At 64.3% G+C, this 18,931-nt stretch carries 22 protein-coding genes and 1 riboswitch; of the genes, 12 read left to right on the top strand and 10 right to left on the bottom strand.

From position 1 onward, the window contains the following. Nucleotides 1-5: 5 nt before the first annotated feature. From F562_RS18355 to F562_RS0106900, 3 genes are all read right to left on the bottom strand, one after another. On the bottom strand, nucleotides 6-710 hold the full coding sequence (locus F562_RS18355; RefSeq protein WP_018156212.1) for an SCO2322 family protein: 705 nt from the start codon (nucleotides 708-710) through the stop codon (nucleotides 6-8). 98 nt (nucleotides 711-808) lie between these two features. Beyond that, nucleotides 809-896: riboswitch (adenosylcobalamin-variant (AdoCbl-variant) riboswitch) on the bottom strand. A gap of 48 nt (nucleotides 897-944) precedes the next feature. Next, the gene (locus F562_RS0106905) at nucleotides 945-1,643 is read right to left on the bottom strand and encodes a response regulator (protein ID WP_018156211.1); all 699 of its coding nucleotides are present in this window, start codon (nucleotides 1,641-1,643) and stop codon (nucleotides 945-947) included. After that, nucleotides 1,640-3,274 carry a sensor histidine kinase gene (locus F562_RS0106900; protein WP_169333369.1) on the bottom strand — a complete coding sequence of 545 codons (1,635 nt, stop codon included), beginning with the start codon at nucleotides 3,272-3,274 and terminating at the stop codon, nucleotides 1,640-1,642. The genes F562_RS0106905 and F562_RS0106900 overlap by 4 nt, the downstream gene beginning before the upstream one ends. Nucleotides 3,275-3,383: 109 nt before the next feature. Here F562_RS0106900 and F562_RS0106895 point away from each other — a divergent pair, with 109 nt between their 5' ends. Beyond that, entirely contained in the window at nucleotides 3,384-4,316 is a 933-nt protein-coding gene (locus F562_RS0106895) for an ABC transporter ATP-binding protein (RefSeq protein ID WP_018156209.1), read from the top strand. Continuing rightward, a complete protein-coding gene (locus tag F562_RS0106890) occupies nucleotides 4,313-5,125 on the top strand; it encodes an ABC transporter permease (RefSeq protein ID WP_018156208.1) in 813 nt (270 codons plus the stop codon). The genes F562_RS0106895 and F562_RS0106890 overlap by 4 nt, the downstream gene beginning before the upstream one ends. 91 nt (nucleotides 5,126-5,216) lie before the next feature. On the opposite strand, the gene F562_RS0106885 is transcribed toward F562_RS0106890, so the two are convergent. From F562_RS0106885 to F562_RS0106865, 5 genes are all read right to left on the bottom strand, one after another. Beyond that, a complete protein-coding gene (locus F562_RS0106885) occupies nucleotides 5,217-5,588 on the bottom strand; it encodes a hypothetical protein (RefSeq protein WP_018156207.1) in 372 nt (123 codons plus the stop codon). 12 nt (nucleotides 5,589-5,600) lie between these two features. Further along, nucleotides 5,601-5,972 (bottom strand): hypothetical protein, encoded by a 372-nt coding sequence (locus F562_RS0106880; RefSeq protein WP_018156206.1) that lies wholly within the window; start codon nucleotides 5,970-5,972, stop codon nucleotides 5,601-5,603. Beyond that, complete coding sequence (locus tag F562_RS0106875) at nucleotides 5,969-6,337, bottom strand: hypothetical protein (protein ID WP_018156205.1); 369 nt, start codon at nucleotides 6,335-6,337, stop codon at nucleotides 5,969-5,971. Before F562_RS0106875 ends, F562_RS0106880 begins: the two co-directional genes overlap by 4 nt. A 98-nt stretch (nucleotides 6,338-6,435) precedes the next feature. Next, nucleotides 6,436-6,645, bottom strand: coding sequence for a hypothetical protein (locus F562_RS0106870; protein ID WP_018156204.1), 210 nt, complete (start codon nucleotides 6,643-6,645; stop codon nucleotides 6,436-6,438). After that, complete coding sequence (locus tag F562_RS0106865; protein WP_245553621.1) at nucleotides 6,645-7,244, bottom strand: DUF3043 domain-containing protein; 600 nt, start codon at nucleotides 7,242-7,244, stop codon at nucleotides 6,645-6,647. Before F562_RS0106865 ends, F562_RS0106870 begins: the two co-directional genes overlap by 1 nt. 48 nt (nucleotides 7,245-7,292) lie before the next feature. Here F562_RS0106865 and F562_RS0106860 point away from each other — a divergent pair, with 48 nt between their 5' ends. Together F562_RS0106860 and F562_RS0106855 are read left to right on the top strand one after the other, a co-directional pair. Continuing rightward, on the top strand, nucleotides 7,293-8,657 hold the full coding sequence (locus F562_RS0106860) for a dipeptidase (RefSeq protein ID WP_018156202.1): 1,365 nt from the start codon (nucleotides 7,293-7,295) through the stop codon (nucleotides 8,655-8,657). A 35-nt stretch (nucleotides 8,658-8,692) separates the two neighbouring features. Further along, entirely contained in the window at nucleotides 8,693-9,736 is a 1,044-nt protein-coding gene (locus F562_RS0106855; RefSeq protein ID WP_018156201.1) for a glutathione S-transferase family protein, read from the top strand. 9 nt (nucleotides 9,737-9,745) lie between these two features. Here F562_RS0106855 and F562_RS0106850 read toward each other — a convergent pair whose 3' ends face one another. Beyond that, nucleotides 9,746-10,951: a MarP family serine protease gene (locus F562_RS0106850; RefSeq protein WP_018156200.1), complete on the bottom strand. Its 1,206-nt coding sequence runs from the start codon at nucleotides 10,949-10,951 to the stop codon at nucleotides 9,746-9,748. 254 nt (nucleotides 10,952-11,205) lie between these two features. Here F562_RS0106850 and F562_RS0106845 point away from each other — a divergent pair, with 254 nt between their 5' ends. From F562_RS0106845 to F562_RS0106810, 8 genes are all read left to right on the top strand, one after another. Beyond that, on the top strand, nucleotides 11,206-11,907 hold the full coding sequence (locus tag F562_RS0106845) for a M50 family metallopeptidase (RefSeq protein ID WP_018156199.1): 702 nt from the start codon (nucleotides 11,206-11,208) through the stop codon (nucleotides 11,905-11,907). 51 nt (nucleotides 11,908-11,958) lie between these two features. Further along, nucleotides 11,959-13,020 (top strand): glycerate kinase, encoded by a 1,062-nt coding sequence (locus F562_RS18350; RefSeq protein ID WP_018156198.1) that lies wholly within the window; start codon nucleotides 11,959-11,961, stop codon nucleotides 13,018-13,020. A 124-nt stretch (nucleotides 13,021-13,144) separates the two neighbouring features. Beyond that, on the top strand, nucleotides 13,145-13,507 hold the full coding sequence (locus F562_RS0106835) for a HesB/IscA family protein (RefSeq protein ID WP_018156197.1): 363 nt from the start codon (nucleotides 13,145-13,147) through the stop codon (nucleotides 13,505-13,507). Between the two features lie 112 nt (nucleotides 13,508-13,619). Then, nucleotides 13,620-14,597: a carbohydrate kinase family protein gene (locus tag F562_RS0106830; RefSeq protein ID WP_040385563.1), complete on the top strand. Its 978-nt coding sequence runs from the start codon at nucleotides 13,620-13,622 to the stop codon at nucleotides 14,595-14,597. A gap of 5 nt (nucleotides 14,598-14,602) precedes the next feature. Continuing rightward, a complete protein-coding gene (gene aat, locus F562_RS0106825; protein WP_018156195.1) occupies nucleotides 14,603-15,340 on the top strand; it encodes a leucyl/phenylalanyl-tRNA--protein transferase in 738 nt (245 codons plus the stop codon). 62 nt (nucleotides 15,341-15,402) lie between these two features. Continuing rightward, nucleotides 15,403-16,311, top strand: coding sequence for an aa3-type cytochrome oxidase subunit II (ctaC, locus tag F562_RS0106820; protein WP_040385561.1), 909 nt, complete (start codon nucleotides 15,403-15,405; stop codon nucleotides 16,309-16,311). Further along, a complete protein-coding gene (ctaD, locus tag F562_RS0106815) occupies nucleotides 16,311-18,080 on the top strand; it encodes an aa3-type cytochrome oxidase subunit I (protein WP_018156193.1) in 1,770 nt (589 codons plus the stop codon). Before ctaC ends, ctaD begins: the two co-directional genes overlap by 1 nt. After that, nucleotides 18,080-18,481: a cytochrome c oxidase subunit 4 gene (locus F562_RS0106810; protein WP_018156192.1), complete on the top strand. Its 402-nt coding sequence runs from the start codon at nucleotides 18,080-18,082 to the stop codon at nucleotides 18,479-18,481. Before ctaD ends, F562_RS0106810 begins: the two co-directional genes overlap by 1 nt. A gap of 87 nt (nucleotides 18,482-18,568) precedes the next feature. Here the strand turns inward: F562_RS0106810 and F562_RS0106805 are convergent, their stop codons facing one another. Further along, nucleotides 18,569-18,916 carry a metallopeptidase family protein gene (locus tag F562_RS0106805; protein WP_040385559.1) on the bottom strand — a complete coding sequence of 116 codons (348 nt, stop codon included), beginning with the start codon at nucleotides 18,914-18,916 and terminating at the stop codon, nucleotides 18,569-18,571. Between the last annotated feature and the right edge of the window lie 15 nt (nucleotides 18,917-18,931).

The raw sequence follows: 18,931 nt of genomic DNA, 5'->3' as shown, positions 1-18,931 counted from the left end.
GCGCGTCAGGCGGACTCAGCGCTCTGTCGCCGACGCATCGCCACGGCCGCGCCGCCACCAAGGAGCAGAACCAGTACCACGCCACCACCGATCAGGATCGGTGCACTCGAGGAGTCTTCGTCGGTTTCTTTCGCAGCGGGCGCCGTGATCGAGACCGGCTTGTCTTTAGCCTTCGCGGCAGCAGGCACCGTCTTGACTTCACCACCACAGCCCTTGGCTGGCCAGTCATCGACCCCGCAGGTCAGACCCTTTTCGACGCGCACGGCGTCGGTGACCGCTGCCAGCACCTGTGACCCGTTCGCAGCCGCCGGTACCTGGGCGCACTCAGCGACAGGCTTAGGTGGGGTGCCCGACTCCGCGTCCGCGGTGCGGCCGTAGTCGATGACCACCCCGACGCGCTTGGTGCCTTCCTTGGCTGGGGTACCTGCGCATGCTTCCTTAAACGAGACCGTGTCGCGGGGTGCCCGACTGTCAGTAGGTCCGGCGAGGGCATAGCGCCACCCTTCGACCGATCCATCAGCCGGCTTGACCTGGTCCGGTCCCTTAGTTGAGAACGCCCACGCGCCGTCCTTGAGTTGGAAGTAACCCCAGAACCGGTAGGCCGAGGCGGCGTCTGCGGTCGGCGCGACGCTGAGTGCGAACAGCATGGCTCCGAGGAAGGCAGCGAACGCTGCGGCGGTACGCGTTGCCACGCGGTGAACGATGGTCATGAGTAGTTCCTCCTGCCGGGCAAGTCCGGCAGGCGAGGGCCTGGTAGGCCCCGATGCCGGCTCGTCCGCATTTCCGCGACGGATCAATGAGCCGATTCGGTCTACGAGGTGCTCCGGCTCGGCCACAGGGCCACACGGTTGCGGGACAGCGCCGGAGTCACACCGGCTTCCCCTCAAAGACAGACATTCGGTGTGCGAACATTCCCATCCGCCCCTGACCTTGTCAAAGACGGACTACGTGTCTTCGCCTGCGTCATGGACGACGAGCGCGACTTGAACGCGGTTAGCGCAGTCGAGTTTGTCGAGCAGTCGGGAGACATGCGCCTTGACCGTAGGAACGCTGAGATAGAGCGATCGCGAGATTTCCGCGTTCGACAGGCCCTGTCCGACGGCCCGCGCCACCTCCAACTCGCGCTCGCTCAGGAGAGCTAGTTGGGCGCGCGCTTGCGCGGCACGATCACCCGATGGTGCACCGGACACCTGGGCAATCAGGCTGGCCGTGATCTGTGGCGAGAGGATCGGCTGACCGGCTGCGGCCGTGCGCACCGCCTCGACGAGTCGGGCCGGGGGCGTGTCTTTCAGGAGAAATCCACTGGCTCCCGCGCGCAAGGCGCGCATGACCAGGTCATCGGTGTCGAAGGTGGTAAGGACGACAACGCGGACATTTTCACCATGACGGGCCAGGATCCGCTCGGTGGCGGAGACACCGTCGAGCCGCGGCATACGGACATCCATGAGCACAAGATCGGGCTGGCATCTCTCGATTTTCTCGAGGGCATCCTCGCCGTCGACGGCCTCGGCCACGATCTCGATGTCGGGTGACCCGCCGAGAATCATCTGCAGCCCGGAGCGCACCAGCGGGTCGTCGTCCACAAGGACAAGACGGATCATTGCGGGCTGGTCTGTCGCGGCCTCGCCTGTGGTCGATGTCATGTGAGTCTCTCCTCTTCCACGGTCCACGGCAGGCGTGCTCGGACCACGAAGTGTCCCCGACGATCCGGGCCCGCGGTCAGCGTGCCACCGCTGAGGCTGGCGCGTTCACGCAGCCCCACGAGGCCATAGCCGGAGCCAGGTGTCACGGCCAGCCCAGGCGGCCTGGTGGGGCGCGTATTTCGTACTTCAATGGTGAGGGTGTCACCGGGGCGTCCGGCTAGGGTCAGCGCGACGTCCTCGTCCGGCGCGTGCTTCCGTGCGTTGGTCAAACTTTCTTGAACTATGCGGAAAGCGTTACGGGACAGCACATTTGGCGCCGTCATGAAGTCTGCCTCGAGACTTACTGATAGGCGCTGACCACTTTCACGCGTTGACGAGATGAGTTCGTCCAGGTCTGCAAGCGTGGGCTGTGGTGGCTCGGGTGCCGCTGACTGCTCGCCGTCCTGGGCGCGCAGCACACCGAGAACCTCGCGAAGTTCTACCAGCGCCTGGTGGGACGTCTCGTGGAGCAAGTTGGCCGTACTGCGGACCTGGTCAGGCGGGAGGTCATCGCGGAAAGCAAGAGCGCCGGAGTGCATTGCGACCAGGGAGATTCGATGGGCCAGAACGTCATGCATTTCCCGCGCGATGCGGGTGCGCTCATGGGTCCTGGCCTGAGCTACGCGCGCTTCCTGCTCACGCCGGGCGGTGTCGACCTGTGCCCGCAGGTTGTTGACGAGCTCGCGCCGGGCGCCGATGAACAGCCCGAAGGCGATCGCGAGAGCGGTGCTCAGTGTGTTGAGGATGAGATCGGTGACGGAGTTTGGGATGCCGTGGATCACCCCAAACAGGAACGAGGTGGTGAGGGATATGCCAACCGCGAGCGCGATGCGACGCCAGTTGCGTCCGGTCGCGATCGATACGAGCACGAGAATGAACGTGCCGCTCGCCGTCGCTGATACCAGGGCAATGGCACCCGTGATGACGAGCGTGGCCACGGGCAGGGTGCGCCGCAACGGAATGAACGCGGCGGCGACGAGTCCGAGCAGAAGGTCGATGACGAGCCAGAGGTCGTTATCTTGATAGCCCGTCGCGGTGCCTTGGTCGGCAACCGCAACGCAGAGCAGGAAACCTACGAGCAGCGCGAGCACCATCCTCCAGGCGTTGCCCCACGCGTTTCGACGATCTCTACGCCATTCCCCGATCAGCCAGCCCGTAGCCACGATGAGTGCGGTCAGTGCGATCGCCCATGCGAGCGTGGCGATGCGCTCCTCCTTCGCGGCGAACAGCACGGTGTAGATCACCGAACTGGTGTAAGTGGCCAGCCCGGTGAGGACCATTTCTTTCCACCGATGGCGGGTGCACACCGACACAGCGATAACCACGGCTGCCCCCGAAGCGACACTCGAGGTGCTCGCCAGGAGCGCAGTGATGAGCATCACGGGGATTGGCCACCGGTGGCGGAACGCGACAGCGGGAAGGGCTAGGAGACCAATCAGCGCATCAACGTAGGGCCAGGCGCCACCGGTTTGCACGGTGGGATCAGGGCCGGCCTCGGTGATCGCCAGCGCCCCGACCCCCAGCACGAGCGCTAGGGCTAGGCGAGACCACAGGGCCCAGCCTTGGCGCTGAAAGATCGATGTGTCGGCCACCTGAGCAGGGTAGAAGCCGCGGACCCTGTGGGCGAGCCACCGCCGGACTCGTGCTACTTCCGGATGGAGATCCCCTACCAAAGTTCGCGATGAATGGGACTCTCGGCTGATGCGCGATGTCCGTATCTCCTCAATGATGGTGACCATGATCGAAGTCAAAAACCTCACGAGGACCTACGGTTCCTACACCGCCGTCGATGACGTGAGCTTCACCGTGCGCCCAGGCCAGGTGACTGGATTCCTCGGGCCGAACGGCGCGGGGAAGTCCACGTGCATGCGCATGATGGTGGGTCTCACTCCGCCTTCCGCTGGGACAGCGACTGTCCTTGGTCGGCCGTACCAAGAACTTCCTAACCCCGGACGCCATGTCGGCGTGTTGCTGGATGCCAGCGCTCAGCACTCCGGGCGCTCTGGCCGCGAGGTCCTGAGCCTGGCCGCGACCGTCATGGGCTTGCCCAAGGAGCGTGTCACGGAGATGCTCGCGGTCGTGGGCCTCTCAGAGGTTGAAGCCGACCGGCGCGTCGGGGGTTACAGCCTCGGAATGCGCCAACGCCTCGGGATCGCGTACGCGCTGATGGGCGACCCGCAGGTGCTCGTCCTGGATGAGCCGGCCAATGGTCTCGACCCGGCAGGTATTCGCTGGATGCGCTCCCTGTTGCGTGGCTACGCCGAGGAGGGCGGCACGGTCTTCCTGTCCTCGCACTTGCTGCACGAGATCGAGGTCATCGCCGACGATCTGCTGGTGATTGGCCGCGGCAAGATCGTGGCATCGGGCACCAAGGCAGAACTGATGAGTGCCGCTGGGGTCGTCGCCAAGAGTCTCGATGACGCCAACCTTGCGGGCTTGCTGCGCAAGGAGGGTTATGAGGTCGAAGAGGGCCCACAGGGTCTGGTCGTACAGGCCGAGGCGACCCAGGTCGGCACGGTGGCGGCGCAGCATCGCATCGTCCTGACTGAACTCCGTACCGCGGGGTCCACTGGGCTGGAGGACATGTTCCTTGAGCTCACCGCTGATGACGCACGAGAGGGATTGGCAGCATGAGCGCCCCGACAACGAACCCGTCCGCCCGCGCCGGCATCCGGCTACCGAGCCGACTCGACGATGTTCCGACCCAGGGAGTGCCCTTTGGGCGGCTAGTGCGAGCCGAGCTCCGTAAAGGCGTCGACACCCGTGCCGGCCGATGGCTGCTCGCGGCCATCGGGATCATCACCCTGCTGGTGCTGTGCGCCGTGTTGTTCACCGGAGGCTCCGAGGGTAAGGACTTCGAGAGCTTCGTGATGGTGACCTATCTGCCGCAGAGCTTCCTGCTGCCAGTGGTCGGCATCTTGCTCGTGACAGCGGAATGGTCGCAGCGCACCGGGCTCGCCACCTTCACCCTGGAGCCCCGGCGGATTCGCGTTGGCCTGGCCAAGTTGGTCGCGTCGTGGGTCTTCGGTGTGCTCGTGGTCTGCGCCGGTGTCGTGATCGCCGCGATTGCCACCGTGCTCGGCATGATGCTGCGAGGCACTGACCCCACCTGGGGCGTGGAATGGCAATCAGTCGTCGGTCTCTTCCTGGGACAACTCGTCGTGATCTCGATGGGCGTCGCGTTCGGCATGATCTTGCAGAACACCCCGGCGGCCATCGTGACCTACCTCCTCCTGCCCATGGTGTGGTCGATCCTTGGGGAGTCGATCTCGTGGCTGAAGGACGCCGCGATGTGGCTCGACACCAACGCGACATTGCTTCCGCTATATGAGGCGAATATGACTGGAGACGCCTGGGCCAAACTCGGGACATCGATCGCCGTGTGGGTGGTCATTCCGTTGGCCGCGGGGTTGTGGCGTCTGACTCGGAGCGAAGTGAAGTAGTCGCTCAACGGGCAGCACACAAACGGCCGGTACGTACCACCTCGGGGGAGGGGCGTACCGGCCGTTCGTGTTCTTGGGCCGCCAGCGTGAGTCAGGTGTAGAACGGCTTCCATCCGCTGGTGTCTGACCAGCGGTCGGTGCTGCCGTAGACGCGCATCTCGCCCAGCCGGTCCTCGGGGATCGACAGGTTGCCGGTGCAGGCTTTTCGTTTGCTCGGGGATGCGCTGAGCGTGCGCGCATGGGATCCGTCGGCCAGCCGCATGTCGGCACTGGCGTGCGGGCTGCCCGCTGTCGACTTCAAGGTCAGGCACAGGGTGTCGACCGAGTCGTCCCAGTTCAGGACGGCATGCACTGAGCCCGACGGGCTCTTCAGTTGAATGGTCTTGTCAGCGGCCTCCGCTGGTGCGGCCACGGTCGTCGCGGCCAGGGTCAACGCAGCCGTCATCAGGATGGTTCGCTTCATTGCCGCGGTCCTCTACGTGAAGAAGGTGGTGTCCGTGGACCGGCCGTTGGACTCCAGACGGAGCCAGAACCGACGGTCTTCGGGGATGGACAGGTTGCCGGTGCAGTTGGTCGACTTTCCAAAGCCGGCGTCTCGCGCCGTGGCGCGGGGTGCGCCGTCGATCGGACCGATCTGGACGGTGGCCATCGTGCCTTTGACCTGGCTGCGGACGCACAGGGTGTCGACCGAGTCGTCGTACCAAGCCTTGGCGACGACCTTGCCGCCGTCGCGCAAGAGCAGCGTGACGTCGTTGGCTTCGGCAGTCGGTGCGACGGCGACAGTAGTCGCGAGCGCTCCGGCCACGGCGGTCATCTTGGCGAGAGCACGGATGGTCCGCGAACTCATGTGAAGAACACCCCGTCGGTGCTGCGATCCTCATTGCCGACGATCGCGAACGCCCTCTTGTCTTCAGGGATCGAAAGGTTCCCGGTGCAGGCTGCCGTCGATGAGGACCCTGCGTGCGACTTGCGCACCACCGGGTACTTCGGGTCGTCTAAGAGTTCCATCGTCACGGTCGCCGTGCGGCCCTTGACGAAACTGCGCACGCACAGGGTGTCGTGGCTGTCGTCCCAGGTCGCCCGAGCGATGACGGTGCCGGACGGGTTCTTAAGGGTGATGGTCTTATCCGCAGCCTGTGCCGGAGCGGCGTTCGAGAGAGCGAACGTCAGTCCGGCCGCGATTGCGCCCATTGAGGCGATAGCGCGTTTCATGTGGCGCTCCTTAGTGTCGTGGTGTGCAAGACACCAGTGACGCTAGGGAGGCTGGCTATATCGGAACTACATCGAGACTACGGGAGGGTCTGCTGCGCTTAGCTTTCCGGCGTCAGACTCATCGGGCCGTAGACGACCGAGTCGTTTTCGTGGAGCGTGACGGCTGCCACGCCGGCGTCGGCCAGGTCCTGCCAGGACTCACCTAGCCAGGACTCGGCGTCGGACTGGGTCGGGAACGCCGAGGTGACGAGGGTCGTGCCGGAGACCGGTGCCCCGGCCGCATCGGCGTACGTCCAGGTCCAGGACATCAGGCTTTCCAGCTTTTGTCGCCGCGCTTGACCTGGGGCTTAGGCATCCGCGAGATCCGCATCTGGAATGAGCGCATCACCGCGTACGAGGCAGAACCGCGTGGAGGCTCCTCGCCGAACTTCTCGATGATCGCCTTCTTGGTCCGACGCCACATCAGCACGGCATCGAGGATGCCGGCGATGACGATGCCCCAGACCAGGATCATCGCGAAGAACACCACAGCCTGGACCCGAATGAACATCAGGACCAGCACGATGAGCATGAGGGGCAGCAGGATCTCGCCGATGGATAACCGGGAGTCGACGGTATTGCGGATGAAGCGCTTGATCGGGCCACGATCGCGGGCGGGAAGGGCTTTTTCATCGCCCCTGGCCATGGCCTCACGCTGCGTCATGCGGGCCTTGCGTGCTTCCTCGCGGTTGGCCTTCTTGGCGGCCTGTCGGTCGTCCGGCACAAGGGGGCGACGGCGAGCGGCTTCGGATTCCCGGCGCTTAGGCGTCGGGCGGCCCTTCTTGCCGGGCTGCGTCGGAGACGTGACCGATTCTGGGGTCACGGAGTTGACGTCGGGTTCTGAGGTGTTCTTTTTCCAGCCAAGCACGGGACCCACTCTACGGCTGTCGTGGGTCTACTAGAGACACTGGATGTCGTGAACACGTTGCCTGATGCCGCCCGAATTGCCCAGTTGCGCTCTGCCGTCGCCGGTTTGATGCCAGCGGCCCAATCTGACTTGGAGGCGCTCACTCGCATTCCGAGTGTGTCCCTCGACACCTTCGATCAGTCTCATGTCGACGACTCGGCCGAAGCGGTCGCGGACTTACTGAAGGCGGAGGGCCTTGACGTCGAGATCGTGACCGAGGGCGGTCGACCCGCCGTGATCGGTCACCTTCCGGCTCCTGCTGGCGCGCCGACCGTGTTGCTGTATGCCCATCACGACGTGCAGCCGCCGGGGAACGAAAACGATTGGGAAACACCCCCGTTCGTGCCGACGGAGCGCGATGGGCGGCTCTACGGACGTGGTGCCGCCGACGACAAAGCCGGAGTCATGGCCCACCTCGTCGCCTTGCGAGCCCACGAAGGGTCTCCGCCTGTTGGCGTCACGGTGTTCGTGGAGGGTGAGGAAGAGGTGGGTTCGGACTCCCTGCCACGCCTGCTTGAGCGGCATGGCGAACGCCTTCGTGCGGACGCCATCGTCTTGGCCGACTCCACGAACTGGGAGATTGGGACGCCAGCCCTCACCACGACGTTGCGCGGCATGGTGCGCGTTGCGGTGACCGTACGCACCCTGGACCACTCGCTGCACTCGGGGATTTTTGGTGGCCCGGTTCCGGACGCCTTGACGGCGTTGATTCGGCTGCTCGCCTCGTTGCACGACGCGGCGGGCGATGTCGCCGTCGCAGGTCTGGCCTCCGGCGAAGCCGCCGACCTCGATTTCCCTGAGGAGCGACTGCGAGCCGAGAGCGGATTGCTGGATGGGGTCGAGCTCATCGGCACCGGCTCGATCCTGTCGCGGCAATGGACCAAGCCCGCAGTGACCACCATCGGCATCGACGCGCCGCCCGTGGATACGGCCTCCAACACCCTTGTCGCTCAGGCTCGCGCCAAGGTCAGCGTGCGCCTACATCCCAGCGAAGACCCGCGCCAGGCCTATGACGCGATCGCTCGGCACCTCACGCAACACGCGCCCTGGGGTGCGCAGGTGGAGGTGACGCTCGATGATGAGGGCAGGGGCTTCGAAGCTGATGCGCAGGGTCCGATCTACGACGCGGCCCGTGCGGCCTTCGCCGATGGATGGGACGGCACGCAGCCGGTCGACATGGGAATTGGTGGGTCGATTCCCTTCGTGGCGGCGTTCGCGGAGAAGTTTCCACAGGCCGCGATTCTGGTGACTGGTGTGGAAGATCCCGACACCCGCGCCCATGGCGCGAACGAATCCTTGCACCTGGGGGAGTTCGAGCGGGTCTGTGTCGCCGAAGCAGTGCTGCTGGAGAGGATCGGCCGCCTCGTAAAATGATTGACGTATCAACTATTCTCGGATAGCGTGCAGGCATGGCTGAAGGCACCTATGTCGAGAAGAGTTTTGAGCGCGACACCCGATACATCTCGGACCGGATCACGGCCGATGGTGCAGACGGGTGGCCGGTGGAGGCGGGCCGCTACCGCCTGGTTGCGGCGCGGGCCTGCCCTTGGGCCAACCGCACCATCATCGTGCGACGGCTCCTTGGTCTGGAGCCGGTGCTCTCCATGGGCCTCACCGGCCCTACGCACGACTCCGATAGTTGGACCTTCGACCTGGACCCCGGTCAGGTCGATCCCGTGCTTGGCATCCCGCGCATTAAGGACGCCTATCTCACGCGCTTCCCTGACTACCCTCGTGGGATCACCGTTCCTGCGATCGTCGACATCCCTACCGGTGGCGTGGTGAGCAACAACTTTCCTGACATCACGCACGACATGTTCTTCGAGTGGCGTCAGTTCCATCGCGAAGGTGCCCCCGACCTGTGGCCGCAGGCTCAGCGGGAGGAGATGGAGACAGTCATGAAGCGGATCTATACCGAGGTCAACAATGGCGTCTATCGGTGCGGTTTCGCTGGGGAGCAGAACTCCTACGAGTCCGCGTACGAGCGCCTCTTCACCGCGCTCGACTGGTTAGAAGAACGACTGAGTGGCCAGCGCTATCTCATGGGCGAGACGATCACCGAGGCCGATGTTCGTCTCTTCACCACGCTGGTGCGTTTCGACCCGGTCTATCACGGTCATTTCAAATGCAACCGGTCAAAGTTGACTGAGATGCCGGCGTTGTGGGGCTACGCGCGTGATCTGTTCCAGACGCCGGGATTTGGCGACACCGTCGACTTCACTCAGATCAAGGAGCACTACTACTTGGTGCACCGCGACGTTAATCCGACCGGCGTGGTTCCGGCCGGACCAGCGTTGGGGAACTGGACCAGTCCGCACGGGCGAGAACAGCTCGGCGGCAACGCGTTTGGTGACGGCACGCCGCCGGGGGGCGTCCCCGAGGCGGAGCGAGTGCCACAGGCAAACAACCCGGCGATCGGTGCCGACGGACTCGTACAGGTCACGGCCGCGTGAGGTGAGCCGCTAGCTCGACGGCTGCGGAGCACACTGGCCCGTCGAAACCTCAGTCGTGAGCTCGGGTGCGCTGTCCAACCAGGAGTCCGTGGCATCGTCCGTCAGGGCGTAGCCGGTGTCATCGTTGGTGGCAGATTTGGCGAAGATTGTTCCGGCGACCGATCCGTCTGCCGTGAGGAGCGGGCCGCCTGAGTTTCCGGGCGAGATCGTGGTTCGCAGGAGATAGATCTCACGGTTCACCCGGTCCGTTCCGTAGACGTCCTGGCCTGCGGCTTGAGTCTGGCCGCGAACGCGACCGTCAGACACGGTGAAGTCGCCACCGAAGGGGTAGCCCGCCGCGGCGACCGAGGTGCCGCGGTCGAGGTCTCCCGTCCGAGGTAAGGCTGGCGAGTCCAATCCGGGGACTTTCAGGATGGCCAGGTCGAGGTCGGAATCGAAAGCAACAACGGTGGCGCCCAGCCGAATTCCAGTGCCGCCTGCTTGCACGCTGAGGTCGCTCCCGCCAGCTACCACGTGGGCATTAGTCACGACGCGATCGTCGCTGACGACCCAACCACTCCCGACCGATAGGCCGGCGCACTGCGCGGACGAACTGCGTACCTTGACGATGCTCTGCCGGGCGTTCTTGACGGCCTGGGATGCCGCCGCCGAGCCGTCCGGTGCCTCCACCTCGACTCGCGGTTCGATTCCGGAAAACACCTCGGGGAAGGGCGAATCCGCAAAACGCTGGTTGAAGTCACTCACGGCAGCCCGGGTGGAGTCCGGCACCGTGTCCTCAAGAGTGCGCCAACTGAGCGAGCGCTCGAGTTGTTGGTTGGCGTCAGCTGATAGCAGCGGCTTAGCGGAGGTCATCACGGCCCAGGACGCCACCAGGGCGACGATCGCCATGGCGATGGCCCCCAGCCCAGCATCGAGGAGGCGAGCAGGATGAAAGGGGATGCGTGATGCGATCGTCTGCCCCAGTGACCCGAGCACCGCTGCACTCGCCACACCAAGACACAGCGCTGCCGCAAGCACGATGATGGCCATCGACAGATCAGACTCCGGCACGGCGTTGAAGGCCTCTAGGGCCAAGGGCGTCGCCCAGAGCCCGAGCACAATCCCACCGAGCCAGCCGACCGCCGATAGGGCTGAGGTGATGAGCCCCTGGCGCCAGCCGGCGAACACCGCAAAGGTCACGACCAGCAACACCACGAGATCGACCATGGGGACCATGATCCGACTTCTTCCTGAAGTTCGCTGTCAGGAACCTGTCATGACGACGAGAGTTGGTACCGCACGCTGGTCTCGACAAGCTCGACCGGCGTGGGTGTGCTCGACCGGCGTGGGTGTGCTCGACCGGCGTGGGTGTGCTCGACCGGCGTGGGTGTGCTCGACCGACGTGGGTGTGCTCGACCGGCGGGGGTGTGCTCGACCGGAGTTCGGTCGGCTCACAGCGCGCTCAAGGATGAGCGTGCGAGCATCCGGGCGTGGATGAGTTCTGGCAACGACTAACCAACACGGCACCGCCGCTGGACCGTGTCCTCGTGGTGCTCCTCGCCGTGCTGGCCCTCGGACTGATTGCCTGGCAGCCGTCCTGGCGAGTGCTGCGTCAGGTGGTCACGATTGCGCACGAAGGCGCGCATGCCCTTGTGGCGGTGCTGTGCGGTCGGCGGCTTACCGGAATACGGCTTCATTCAGACACCTCCGGGGTCACGGTCAGTCGTGGGCTGGCCCGCGGCCCCGGGATGGTGGTCACACTGGCTGTTGGGTATGTGGGTCCAGCGCTGCTCGCACTCTTCGGCGCGGGACTCATTCACCAGGACCGCCCGGTGCTCTTCCTGTGGCTTTTGCTGCTGGTCCTGGCGCTGATGCTGGTCCAGATCCGCAACTGGTTCGGCGTGGTGGCCGTACTGGCCAGCGCGGCTGTTCTGGTTGCCGTGACCCGCTATCTGCCGGTGGAAGGGCAGACCATGATCGCCTACCTCCTGGTGTGGTTTCTGCTGCTGGCGGCGCCTCGTGCCGTAGGAGATCTGCATACCGCCCACAGACGCGGCCGAGGCTGGGACTCCGACGCCGGGCAACTCAGCAGACTCACACCGCTACCAGCCACCGCATGGATTGCCATCTTCTTCCTCAGCACCCTGGGCTCGCTAGCGCTGGGTGCGTGGTTGTTGCTCGGGAGCCTCTGAGCGGCGCAGGCCACTGCTCCGGTCGTTCTGCGGTGCGATCAGAATGACCACATGCGCGTACTGCTGGCTCCGGACCGATTTGGAGCGCTGACCAGTGTGGAGGCAGCCGCGGCACTGCGGGCCGGATGGGCTCAAAGCGCACCCGGTGTGGACTGTGTCGAACTGCCGCAGTCGACTGGTGGGTGGGGCTTCCTGCGGGCCATCGAGGCTGTGACTCAGGGTGACTTGCACCTTCTCGATGTCGGCGACGAGCTCAGTGTTCCTGCGGTCACGGTGCCGAAGGACACGCTGACCACCTATGTGGAAGCCGCTGAGGTGCTGGACAACGCGACGTCGTCGGCACCGCTGGGGAGGTTGTTGGACCGCGTGAACGCCACCGATGTGCCTCGAGTGGTGATTGGGCTCGGCGATGTCAGCGTTCTCGACGGTGGTCGCGGATTGGTGCAGGCGCTCGGTGCGGGGCCAGCGGAAGCCCGCGCGCGACTGCAGGGGATGGAGATTGTCGTGGCCGCCGACACCGACCGCGTGCTTCTGGGCCTCCAAGGCGCGTGCGCGAGTGCGCCGAGCGAGCTCGGGCTTAGCCAAGAGGAGGCGCAGACCGCGGAGCGCCACATGGGGGAGTGGGTCGATGAGGTACGCCGAGCCTTGCCACCGCCGGTCGACCTCCTCAGCGGCCAGCCGCAACGCACCGACCGCCTACCCGGCGCGGGAGCCGGCGGCGGAATCGGATTCGCGCTGGCCGCGCTCGGGGCGCACATTCGCTCGGGTCCAGAGGTTGTTGCCGAGGTGTCCGGCCTGGCCGCGGCCGCGCGCGGGTCGGCGGTCGTCGTGACCGCGGTGACGTCCTATGACTGGACGGTTTTGCACCATAGCGTCGCTGAGGAGGTCGCGTCTGCCGCAGCCAGCAACGCCGCTCCGGCCGTCTTGCTCGCAGACGACATCCAAGTCGGACGGCGCGAAACGATGTCATTGGGCTTCGCGAGTTCCTACGGCGTGCTTCGTCCCGGCCGTATGCGCGCCCGCGGTGAGACGCGAACCGCGAGCCAAGACGAGGCAGCACTTCAGGCGCTCGCGGCCAGGATCGCCACGACCTGGACACCGGCACGAGGGTGAGCCGGGCTGCGCCGAACAGGGGGTGCTCACGTACAGTGAAACTCCCGGGGAACATCTCGGGCATCGGCACGGTTGCACCTTTGGCAAGGCAGCACCGGCACCGCGACAGATGAAGGAACCACACATGAGCGTCGAGACAAACTCGGTTACCGAGGAGAAGACCCACGGCGTGGAGCTCACGTCGGTCGCCGCGACAAAAGTCAAGAGCCTGCTCGAGCAGGAAGGCCGCGATGACCTGCGCCTTCGGGTGGGCGTACAGCCGGGCGGATGCTCCGGGCTGATCTATCAGTTGTACTTCGACGAGCGCTCCCTTGATGGCGACCTCGTCCGGGACTTTGACGGCGTTGAGGTCGTGGTTGATCGGATGAGCAGCCCCTACCTTGAGGGCGCCACGATCGACTTCGCCGACACGATTGAGAAGCAAGGCTTCACCATCGACAACCCCAACGCAGGTTCCTCGTGCGCGTGCGGTGACAGCTTCGGCTGAGGTGAGTTCATCCGGCGCCACCTGAACGACACGGCGTCCACTGAAGGCGACCGCCACGCAATTTCGCGTGGCGGTCGCCTTCATGCGTGATAGGTCCGTTATCGTCACGCAGGTGAAGATCGCAATTACCGGGTCCATTGCCACCGATCACCTGATGACCTTCCGGGGGCGGTTCGCGGAGTCCCTTGTCGTCGAGCAACTCGACAAAATCTCGCTGTCATTTCTCGCCGAAGACCTAGAGATCCGGCGGGGCGGAGTGGCAGCAAACATCTCGTTCGGCATGGCTAACCTCGGGCTTCGACCCGTGCTCGTCGGGGCCGTCGGGGAGGACTTCGCCGACTACCGATCCTGGTTGGAACGGCACGGTGTGGACTGTGAATCGATCCATGTTTCCGAGACGAAACACACGGCGCGATTTGTCTGCACTAATGATGACGATCAAGCGCAGATCGCGACGTTCTATGCCGGGGCCATGGGTGAGGCACGGGAAATCGAACTGGCGCCGATCGCCACCCGCGTTGGTGGGCTTGACCACGTTCTGATCGGGGCCAATGACCCAGAGGCCATGCGTCGCCATACCGCGGAGTGCCGCTCGCGCAAGATCCCGTTCATCGCTGACCCTTCCCAGCAGTTGGCCTTTGCTAATGGTGCGTTCATCCGCGACCTCATCGAGGGGGCTGACTGGTTGTTCACCAACGAGTACGAGGCGCACCTGACTGAGCAGAAGACCGGCTGGAGCGGCGAGGAGATTCTCCAGAAGGTCGGCACCAGAGTCGTGACTAAGGGCAAGGACGGTGCGGTGCTCCTGCGCCAGGGGCAGGACCCGATTGAGGTGCCCGCGCTGACGGTCACCGCGGTGGAAGCCACGGGTGTCGGGGATGCCTTCCGCGCGGGATTCCTCAGTGGCCTCGCCTGGGGATTGGAGCCCCAACTGTGCGCGGAGGTGGGGTCGACGTTGGCGGCGTATGTCATCGAGACGGTCGGGCCGCAGGAGTACCACTTCACGGCCGACCATTTCCTGACCCGGCTGGAGGACACCTACGGCGCAGTCGCCGCGACTGCCGTAAGGCCCTTCCTGATCCCCTCCTGATCGCGGTGATTGAACCCCCACCCTCCGCATGGAATCTCGCAAACGCGCCGCTGCGCGATGGCGAAGAAGTCGTTGCTGTCGGGGGTGACTTGGAACCAGGAACGGTTCTTGAGGCATACCGCAACGGCCTGTTTCCGATGGGCCTTGGTCGGCAAGGCGGTCGGCCCATGGGTTGGTGGAGCCCACTGCGTCGCGGCGTGCTGTTGCCGGGGGACTTCCATGTCAGTCGGTCCTTGCGACGCTCGGCCCGGCAGTACGACGTCACCATTGACGAGGCTTTCACCGACGTGGTCATCGGATGCGCGGACCCGGCCCGGTCGGGGCGGTGGATCACCCGCGAAGTGATCAGCGCCTACGGCACCCTCCACGACCTGGGTTGGGCGCACTCGATCGAGGTGTGGTCCGGGCGACAACTCGTCGGGGGGTTGTACGGCGTTGCGATCGGGGGGCTGTTTGCGGGGGAGTCGATGTTTCACCGTGCGCCCGACGCCTCCAAGGTCGCCCTGTGGACGCTGGCGGAGTTGTGCTTCGAGGGCGAGGCCCCCGGCCGGGTGATCGACGTGCAATGGCAGACCCCGCATTTGGCCAGTTTGGGCGTCCGAGAAATCCCTCGCGCGGACTATCTCGCAGCCCTTCCCGAGGTCTTGGAGCAAGCGCTCCCGAGCGCTTGGAGCGGCCAGCCCGGAGGGTCTGGCGCTCACCAAATTTGCGGCCCGGTCGATACGGCGGGCCCACGGGATTGAACGAACGTGCCTCCGGTAAGGTTTCGCGTGTGCCCTTGAACGATCTGCGGAAGGTACGCGCCGTGAGTCGCCCCCTTGATCGACCGTCCAGGCCGAAGGCGCGACGCCGTTTCGGTGCCGCTGGCCTGTTCGGCTTTTCAGTGCTGCTGTTAACGGGCTGCACCGAAGACCTGAAGCGCGGGTTTCTGCCGAAGGGCGTGACCGGCAACAGCGACGACATCACGTTCTTCTGGAACGCGACGTGGCTCTGGGCCCTTGCGGTCGGTGTCCTGGTGTGGGGCCTGATGTTCTGGGCGATGGTGCGCTATCGCGCCAAGAAGGGCGACAAGACGCTGCCCCCGCAGATGCAGTACAACGTGCCGCTGGAAATCCTCTACACGGTGGTCCCCGTGTTCATGGTCGCCGTCCTCTTCGGCAAGACCGTCGAACTCGAGGACAAAATGTTGGACACCTCACAGAAGCCTGACGTCACGGTCAACGTGGTCGGCAAGCAGTGGAGCTGGGATTTCAACTACATCGAAGCCAAGGCCTACGACACTGGTGTCCAAGCCGAGCTCACCGGTAAGCGCGGCGTGGAAAAGACGCTGCCGACGATGTATCTCCCCGTGAACAAGCGGGTCGAGTTCGTCCTGACCGCGCGTGATGTCATTCACTCGTTCTGGGTTCCGCAGTTCCTGCAAAAGCTCGACATGATGCCTGGCCGGGTCAACAAGTTCCAGATCACCACCACCGAAACGGGCACCTTCACCGGAAAGTGTGCCGAACTCTGTGGCGCATACCACAGTGAAATGTTGTTCCAGGTCAAGGTGGTTCCGCAAAACGAATACGACAAGAAGATGAAGCAGTTGCGTGACGCCGGGCAAAGCGGCTTCTTGAGCAACAGCCTGGACCGTTCGGGCCTCATTAAGCAGCAGCAGCAATACCTGCCTCCGGGTCTGCGGGAGTCTGACGCCAAGGAGCTGAGCAAATAATGGCCACCACGACTACCGCTCGCCCCGGTGCGGGCTCGGCTGGCCGACCCGCACCCAAGCCGGAGCGTCGCCTTGGTCGCACCGTCGTCAAGTGGATCACCACCACTGACCACAAGGTGATCGGCAACCTCTATTTCATCACCTCATTCGCCTTCTTCCTGGCGGGTGGCGCGATGGCTCTGGTCATCCGTGCCGAGCTCTTCGAGCCAGGTATGCAGGTGATCGACACCAAAGAGCAGTTCAACCAGCTGTTCACCATGCACGGCACGATTATGTTGTTGCTCTTCGCGACCCCGCTCTTTGCCGGGTTCGCTAATGCCTTAATGCCGTTGCAGATTGGCGCGCCCGACGTGGCGTTCCCACGGCTGAACATGTTTGCCTACTGGCTCTACCTCTTCGGCGGTCTTATTACCGTGGCGGGGTTCCTCACCCCGCAGGGCGCGGCCGCCTTCGGATGGTTTGCCTATACCCCGCTATCGGACACGATGTTCAGTCCGGGCTTGGGCGGCAATCTGTGGGTCATGGGCCTTGGTTTGGCTGGCTTCGGCACCATCCTTGGTTCGGTTAACTTCATCACGACGATCATCTGTATGCGCGCGCCTGGCATGACGATGTTCCGGGTGCCGATCTTCACCTGGACCGTGTTGATCACGTCCCTGCTGGCGATCGTGGTGTTCCCGGTGCTTGCTGCCGCGCTCTTCGGTCTAGGCGCCGACCGGGTGTTGGGGGCGCACGTCTACGCCGTCGAAAACGGCGGAGCAATGCTCTGGCAGCACCTGTTCTGGTTCTTTGGGCACCCCGAGGTCTACATCATTGCGTTGCCGTTCTTCGGCATCATCTCCGAGGTTCTGCCCGTCTTCTCACGGAAGCCGATCTTCGGTTACAAAACCCTGGTCTTTGCCACGATCTCAATCGCCGCCTTGTCCGTCAGCGTGTGGGCGCACCACATGTATGCCACCGGTGCCGTCCTGCTGCCGTTCTTCGCGATCATGACGATGCTGATTGCTGTTCCGACCGGTGTGAAGTTCTTCAACTGGATCGGCACCATGTGGCTGGGCAAGTTGGACATGACTGCCTCCATGGTCTGGGCTATCGGCTTCCTCGCGACCTTCTTGTTCGGTGGATTGACCGGTGTCATTCTGTCCAGTCCGCCGCTTGATTTCCACATCACCGACACCTACTTCGTGGTGGCTCACTTCCACTACGTCGTGTTCGGCACTGTGGTGTTCGCCATGTTCTCCGGGTGGTATTTCTGGTGGCCAAAGCTCACCGGCCGGATGCTCGATGAGCGTCTAGGCAAGATCCACTTCTGGATGCTGTTCATCGGCTTCCACATGACCTTCCTCATCCAGCACTGGCTGGGCGTGATCGGCATGCCCCGCCGGTACGCCGACTACTTGCCCGAGGACGGCTTCACCTGGGGCAACCAGGTGTCCACGATCGGAGCTTTCCTCCTGGGAGCCTCGATGCTCCCGTTCCTCTACAACGTCTGGAAGACCTGGCGTACCGCGCCGCTGGTCGAAACCGACGATCCGTGGGGTTACGGCATGTCGCTGGAGTGGGCGACCTCGTGCCCGCCGCCACGGCACAACTTCGACACCATTCCGCGGATCCGATCCGAACGGCCCGCCTTTGACCTGCATCACCCAGAGGCGGTCCCAGCATCGGTGGCTCCCGCACCGGACACCCTGTCCAAGGTGCTCGGCCCGGCTGACCACGGTTCGCAGACGTTTGGCGGAGACGAGCCCCACAAGGAGGATTCGGTCTGATGAAGGTTGAGGTCAAGCTATTCAGCATCGTCGGCGCCTTCGCCGCGATCATGGCCGTGGTCTACGTGCTGTGGACTGGCGGAGACGAGCCGGTTGGCGTGGTGGGCTTGGTGCTCACCGCCAGCATGTGCTTGATGATCTCCGGTTTCCTCGCGGTGACCGGACGCAAGCTTGAGGCGCGTCCGGATGACAACCCCGAGGGCGAGATCTCCGATGTTGAGGGCGAGTACGGCTTCTTCAGCCCGCATAGCTGGTGGCCGCTGTTCCTTGCCGGCGCGTGCGCCATCGTTTTCCTCGGCGTTGCGGTCGGTTGGTGGCTGGTGATCCTCGGTTTCCCGATGGTCGCGTTAGCCACCATCGGTTGGGTCTTTGAATACCACCGCGGAGACGACGCGGTCTGAGCAGAGGCGCACGTACCTTCTGACGAATCCCCTGGCTGCACACCCGGTGCGGCCAGGGGATTCGCGCGCTCAGGTAGGCGCGTGGCCTCAGCCCCAGCCGAGTTCGTGCAGCCGGTCATCATCGATGCCGAAGTAGTGCCCGATCTCGTGGATGAGGGTCACCGCGATCTGCTCGCGTAGTTCCTCTACATCGCGACAGATGCGCTGTAGCGGCGCTTGGAACAAGGTGATCCGGTCCGGGAAGGTCGGGTGTCCCCAGTCACTGGTGCGCTCGGGGAGGGGTACGCCTTCGTACAGCCCGAGCAGGTTCGCCGGCTGGTCAGGGCCGGGCTCATCCTCCACGACGATCGCGATGTTGGTGAGTCGGTTCATGAATTCTGACGGCACCAGGTCCAAGGCCTCACCGGCGGCGTTCTCGAATTCTTCCCTGCTCATGGTGACCACGAAGCA

This window comes from Demetria terragena DSM 11295 (assembly GCF_000376825.1).
In the GTDB taxonomy this organism is placed as follows: domain Bacteria; phylum Actinomycetota; class Actinomycetes; order Actinomycetales; family Dermatophilaceae; genus Demetria; species Demetria terragena.
Note: the sequence above shows the minus strand (reverse complement) of the source record. Positions and strands in the feature narration are given on the sequence as shown.

Coding starts and splice junctions, on each gene's coding strand:
- F562_RS18355 (WP_018156212.1), bottom strand. CDS start 710: ATGACCATCGTTCACCGCGTGGCAACGCGTACCGCCGCAGCGTTCGCT.
- F562_RS0106905 (WP_018156211.1), bottom strand. CDS start 1,643: ATGACATCGACCACAGGCGAGGCCGCGACAGACCAGCCCGCAATGATC.
- F562_RS0106895 (WP_018156209.1), top strand. CDS start 3,384: ATGCGCGATGTCCGTATCTCCTCAATGATGGTGACCATGATCGAAGTC.
- F562_RS0106890 (WP_018156208.1), top strand. CDS start 4,313: ATGAGCGCCCCGACAACGAACCCGTCCGCCCGCGCCGGCATCCGGCTA.
- F562_RS0106885 (WP_018156207.1), bottom strand. CDS start 5,588: ATGAAGCGAACCATCCTGATGACGGCTGCGTTGACCCTGGCCGCGACG.
- F562_RS0106880 (WP_018156206.1), bottom strand. CDS start 5,972: ATGAGTTCGCGGACCATCCGTGCTCTCGCCAAGATGACCGCCGTGGCC.
- F562_RS0106875 (WP_018156205.1), bottom strand. CDS start 6,337: ATGAAACGCGCTATCGCCTCAATGGGCGCAATCGCGGCCGGACTGACG.
- F562_RS0106870 (WP_018156204.1), bottom strand. CDS start 6,645: ATGTCCTGGACCTGGACGTACGCCGATGCGGCCGGGGCACCGGTCTCC.
- F562_RS0106855 (WP_018156201.1), top strand. CDS start 8,693: ATGGCTGAAGGCACCTATGTCGAGAAGAGTTTTGAGCGCGACACCCGA.
- F562_RS0106850 (WP_018156200.1), bottom strand. CDS start 10,951: ATGGTCCCCATGGTCGATCTCGTGGTGTTGCTGGTCGTGACCTTTGCG.
- F562_RS18350 (WP_018156198.1), top strand. CDS start 11,959: ATGCGCGTACTGCTGGCTCCGGACCGATTTGGAGCGCTGACCAGTGTG.
- F562_RS0106835 (WP_018156197.1), top strand. CDS start 13,145: ATGAGCGTCGAGACAAACTCGGTTACCGAGGAGAAGACCCACGGCGTG.
- ctaD (WP_018156193.1), top strand. CDS start 16,311: ATGGCCACCACGACTACCGCTCGCCCCGGTGCGGGCTCGGCTGGCCGA.
- F562_RS0106810 (WP_018156192.1), top strand. CDS start 18,080: ATGAAGGTTGAGGTCAAGCTATTCAGCATCGTCGGCGCCTTCGCCGCG.
- F562_RS0106805 (WP_040385559.1), bottom strand. CDS start 18,916: ATGAGCAGGGAAGAATTCGAGAACGCCGCCGGTGAGGCCTTGGACCTG.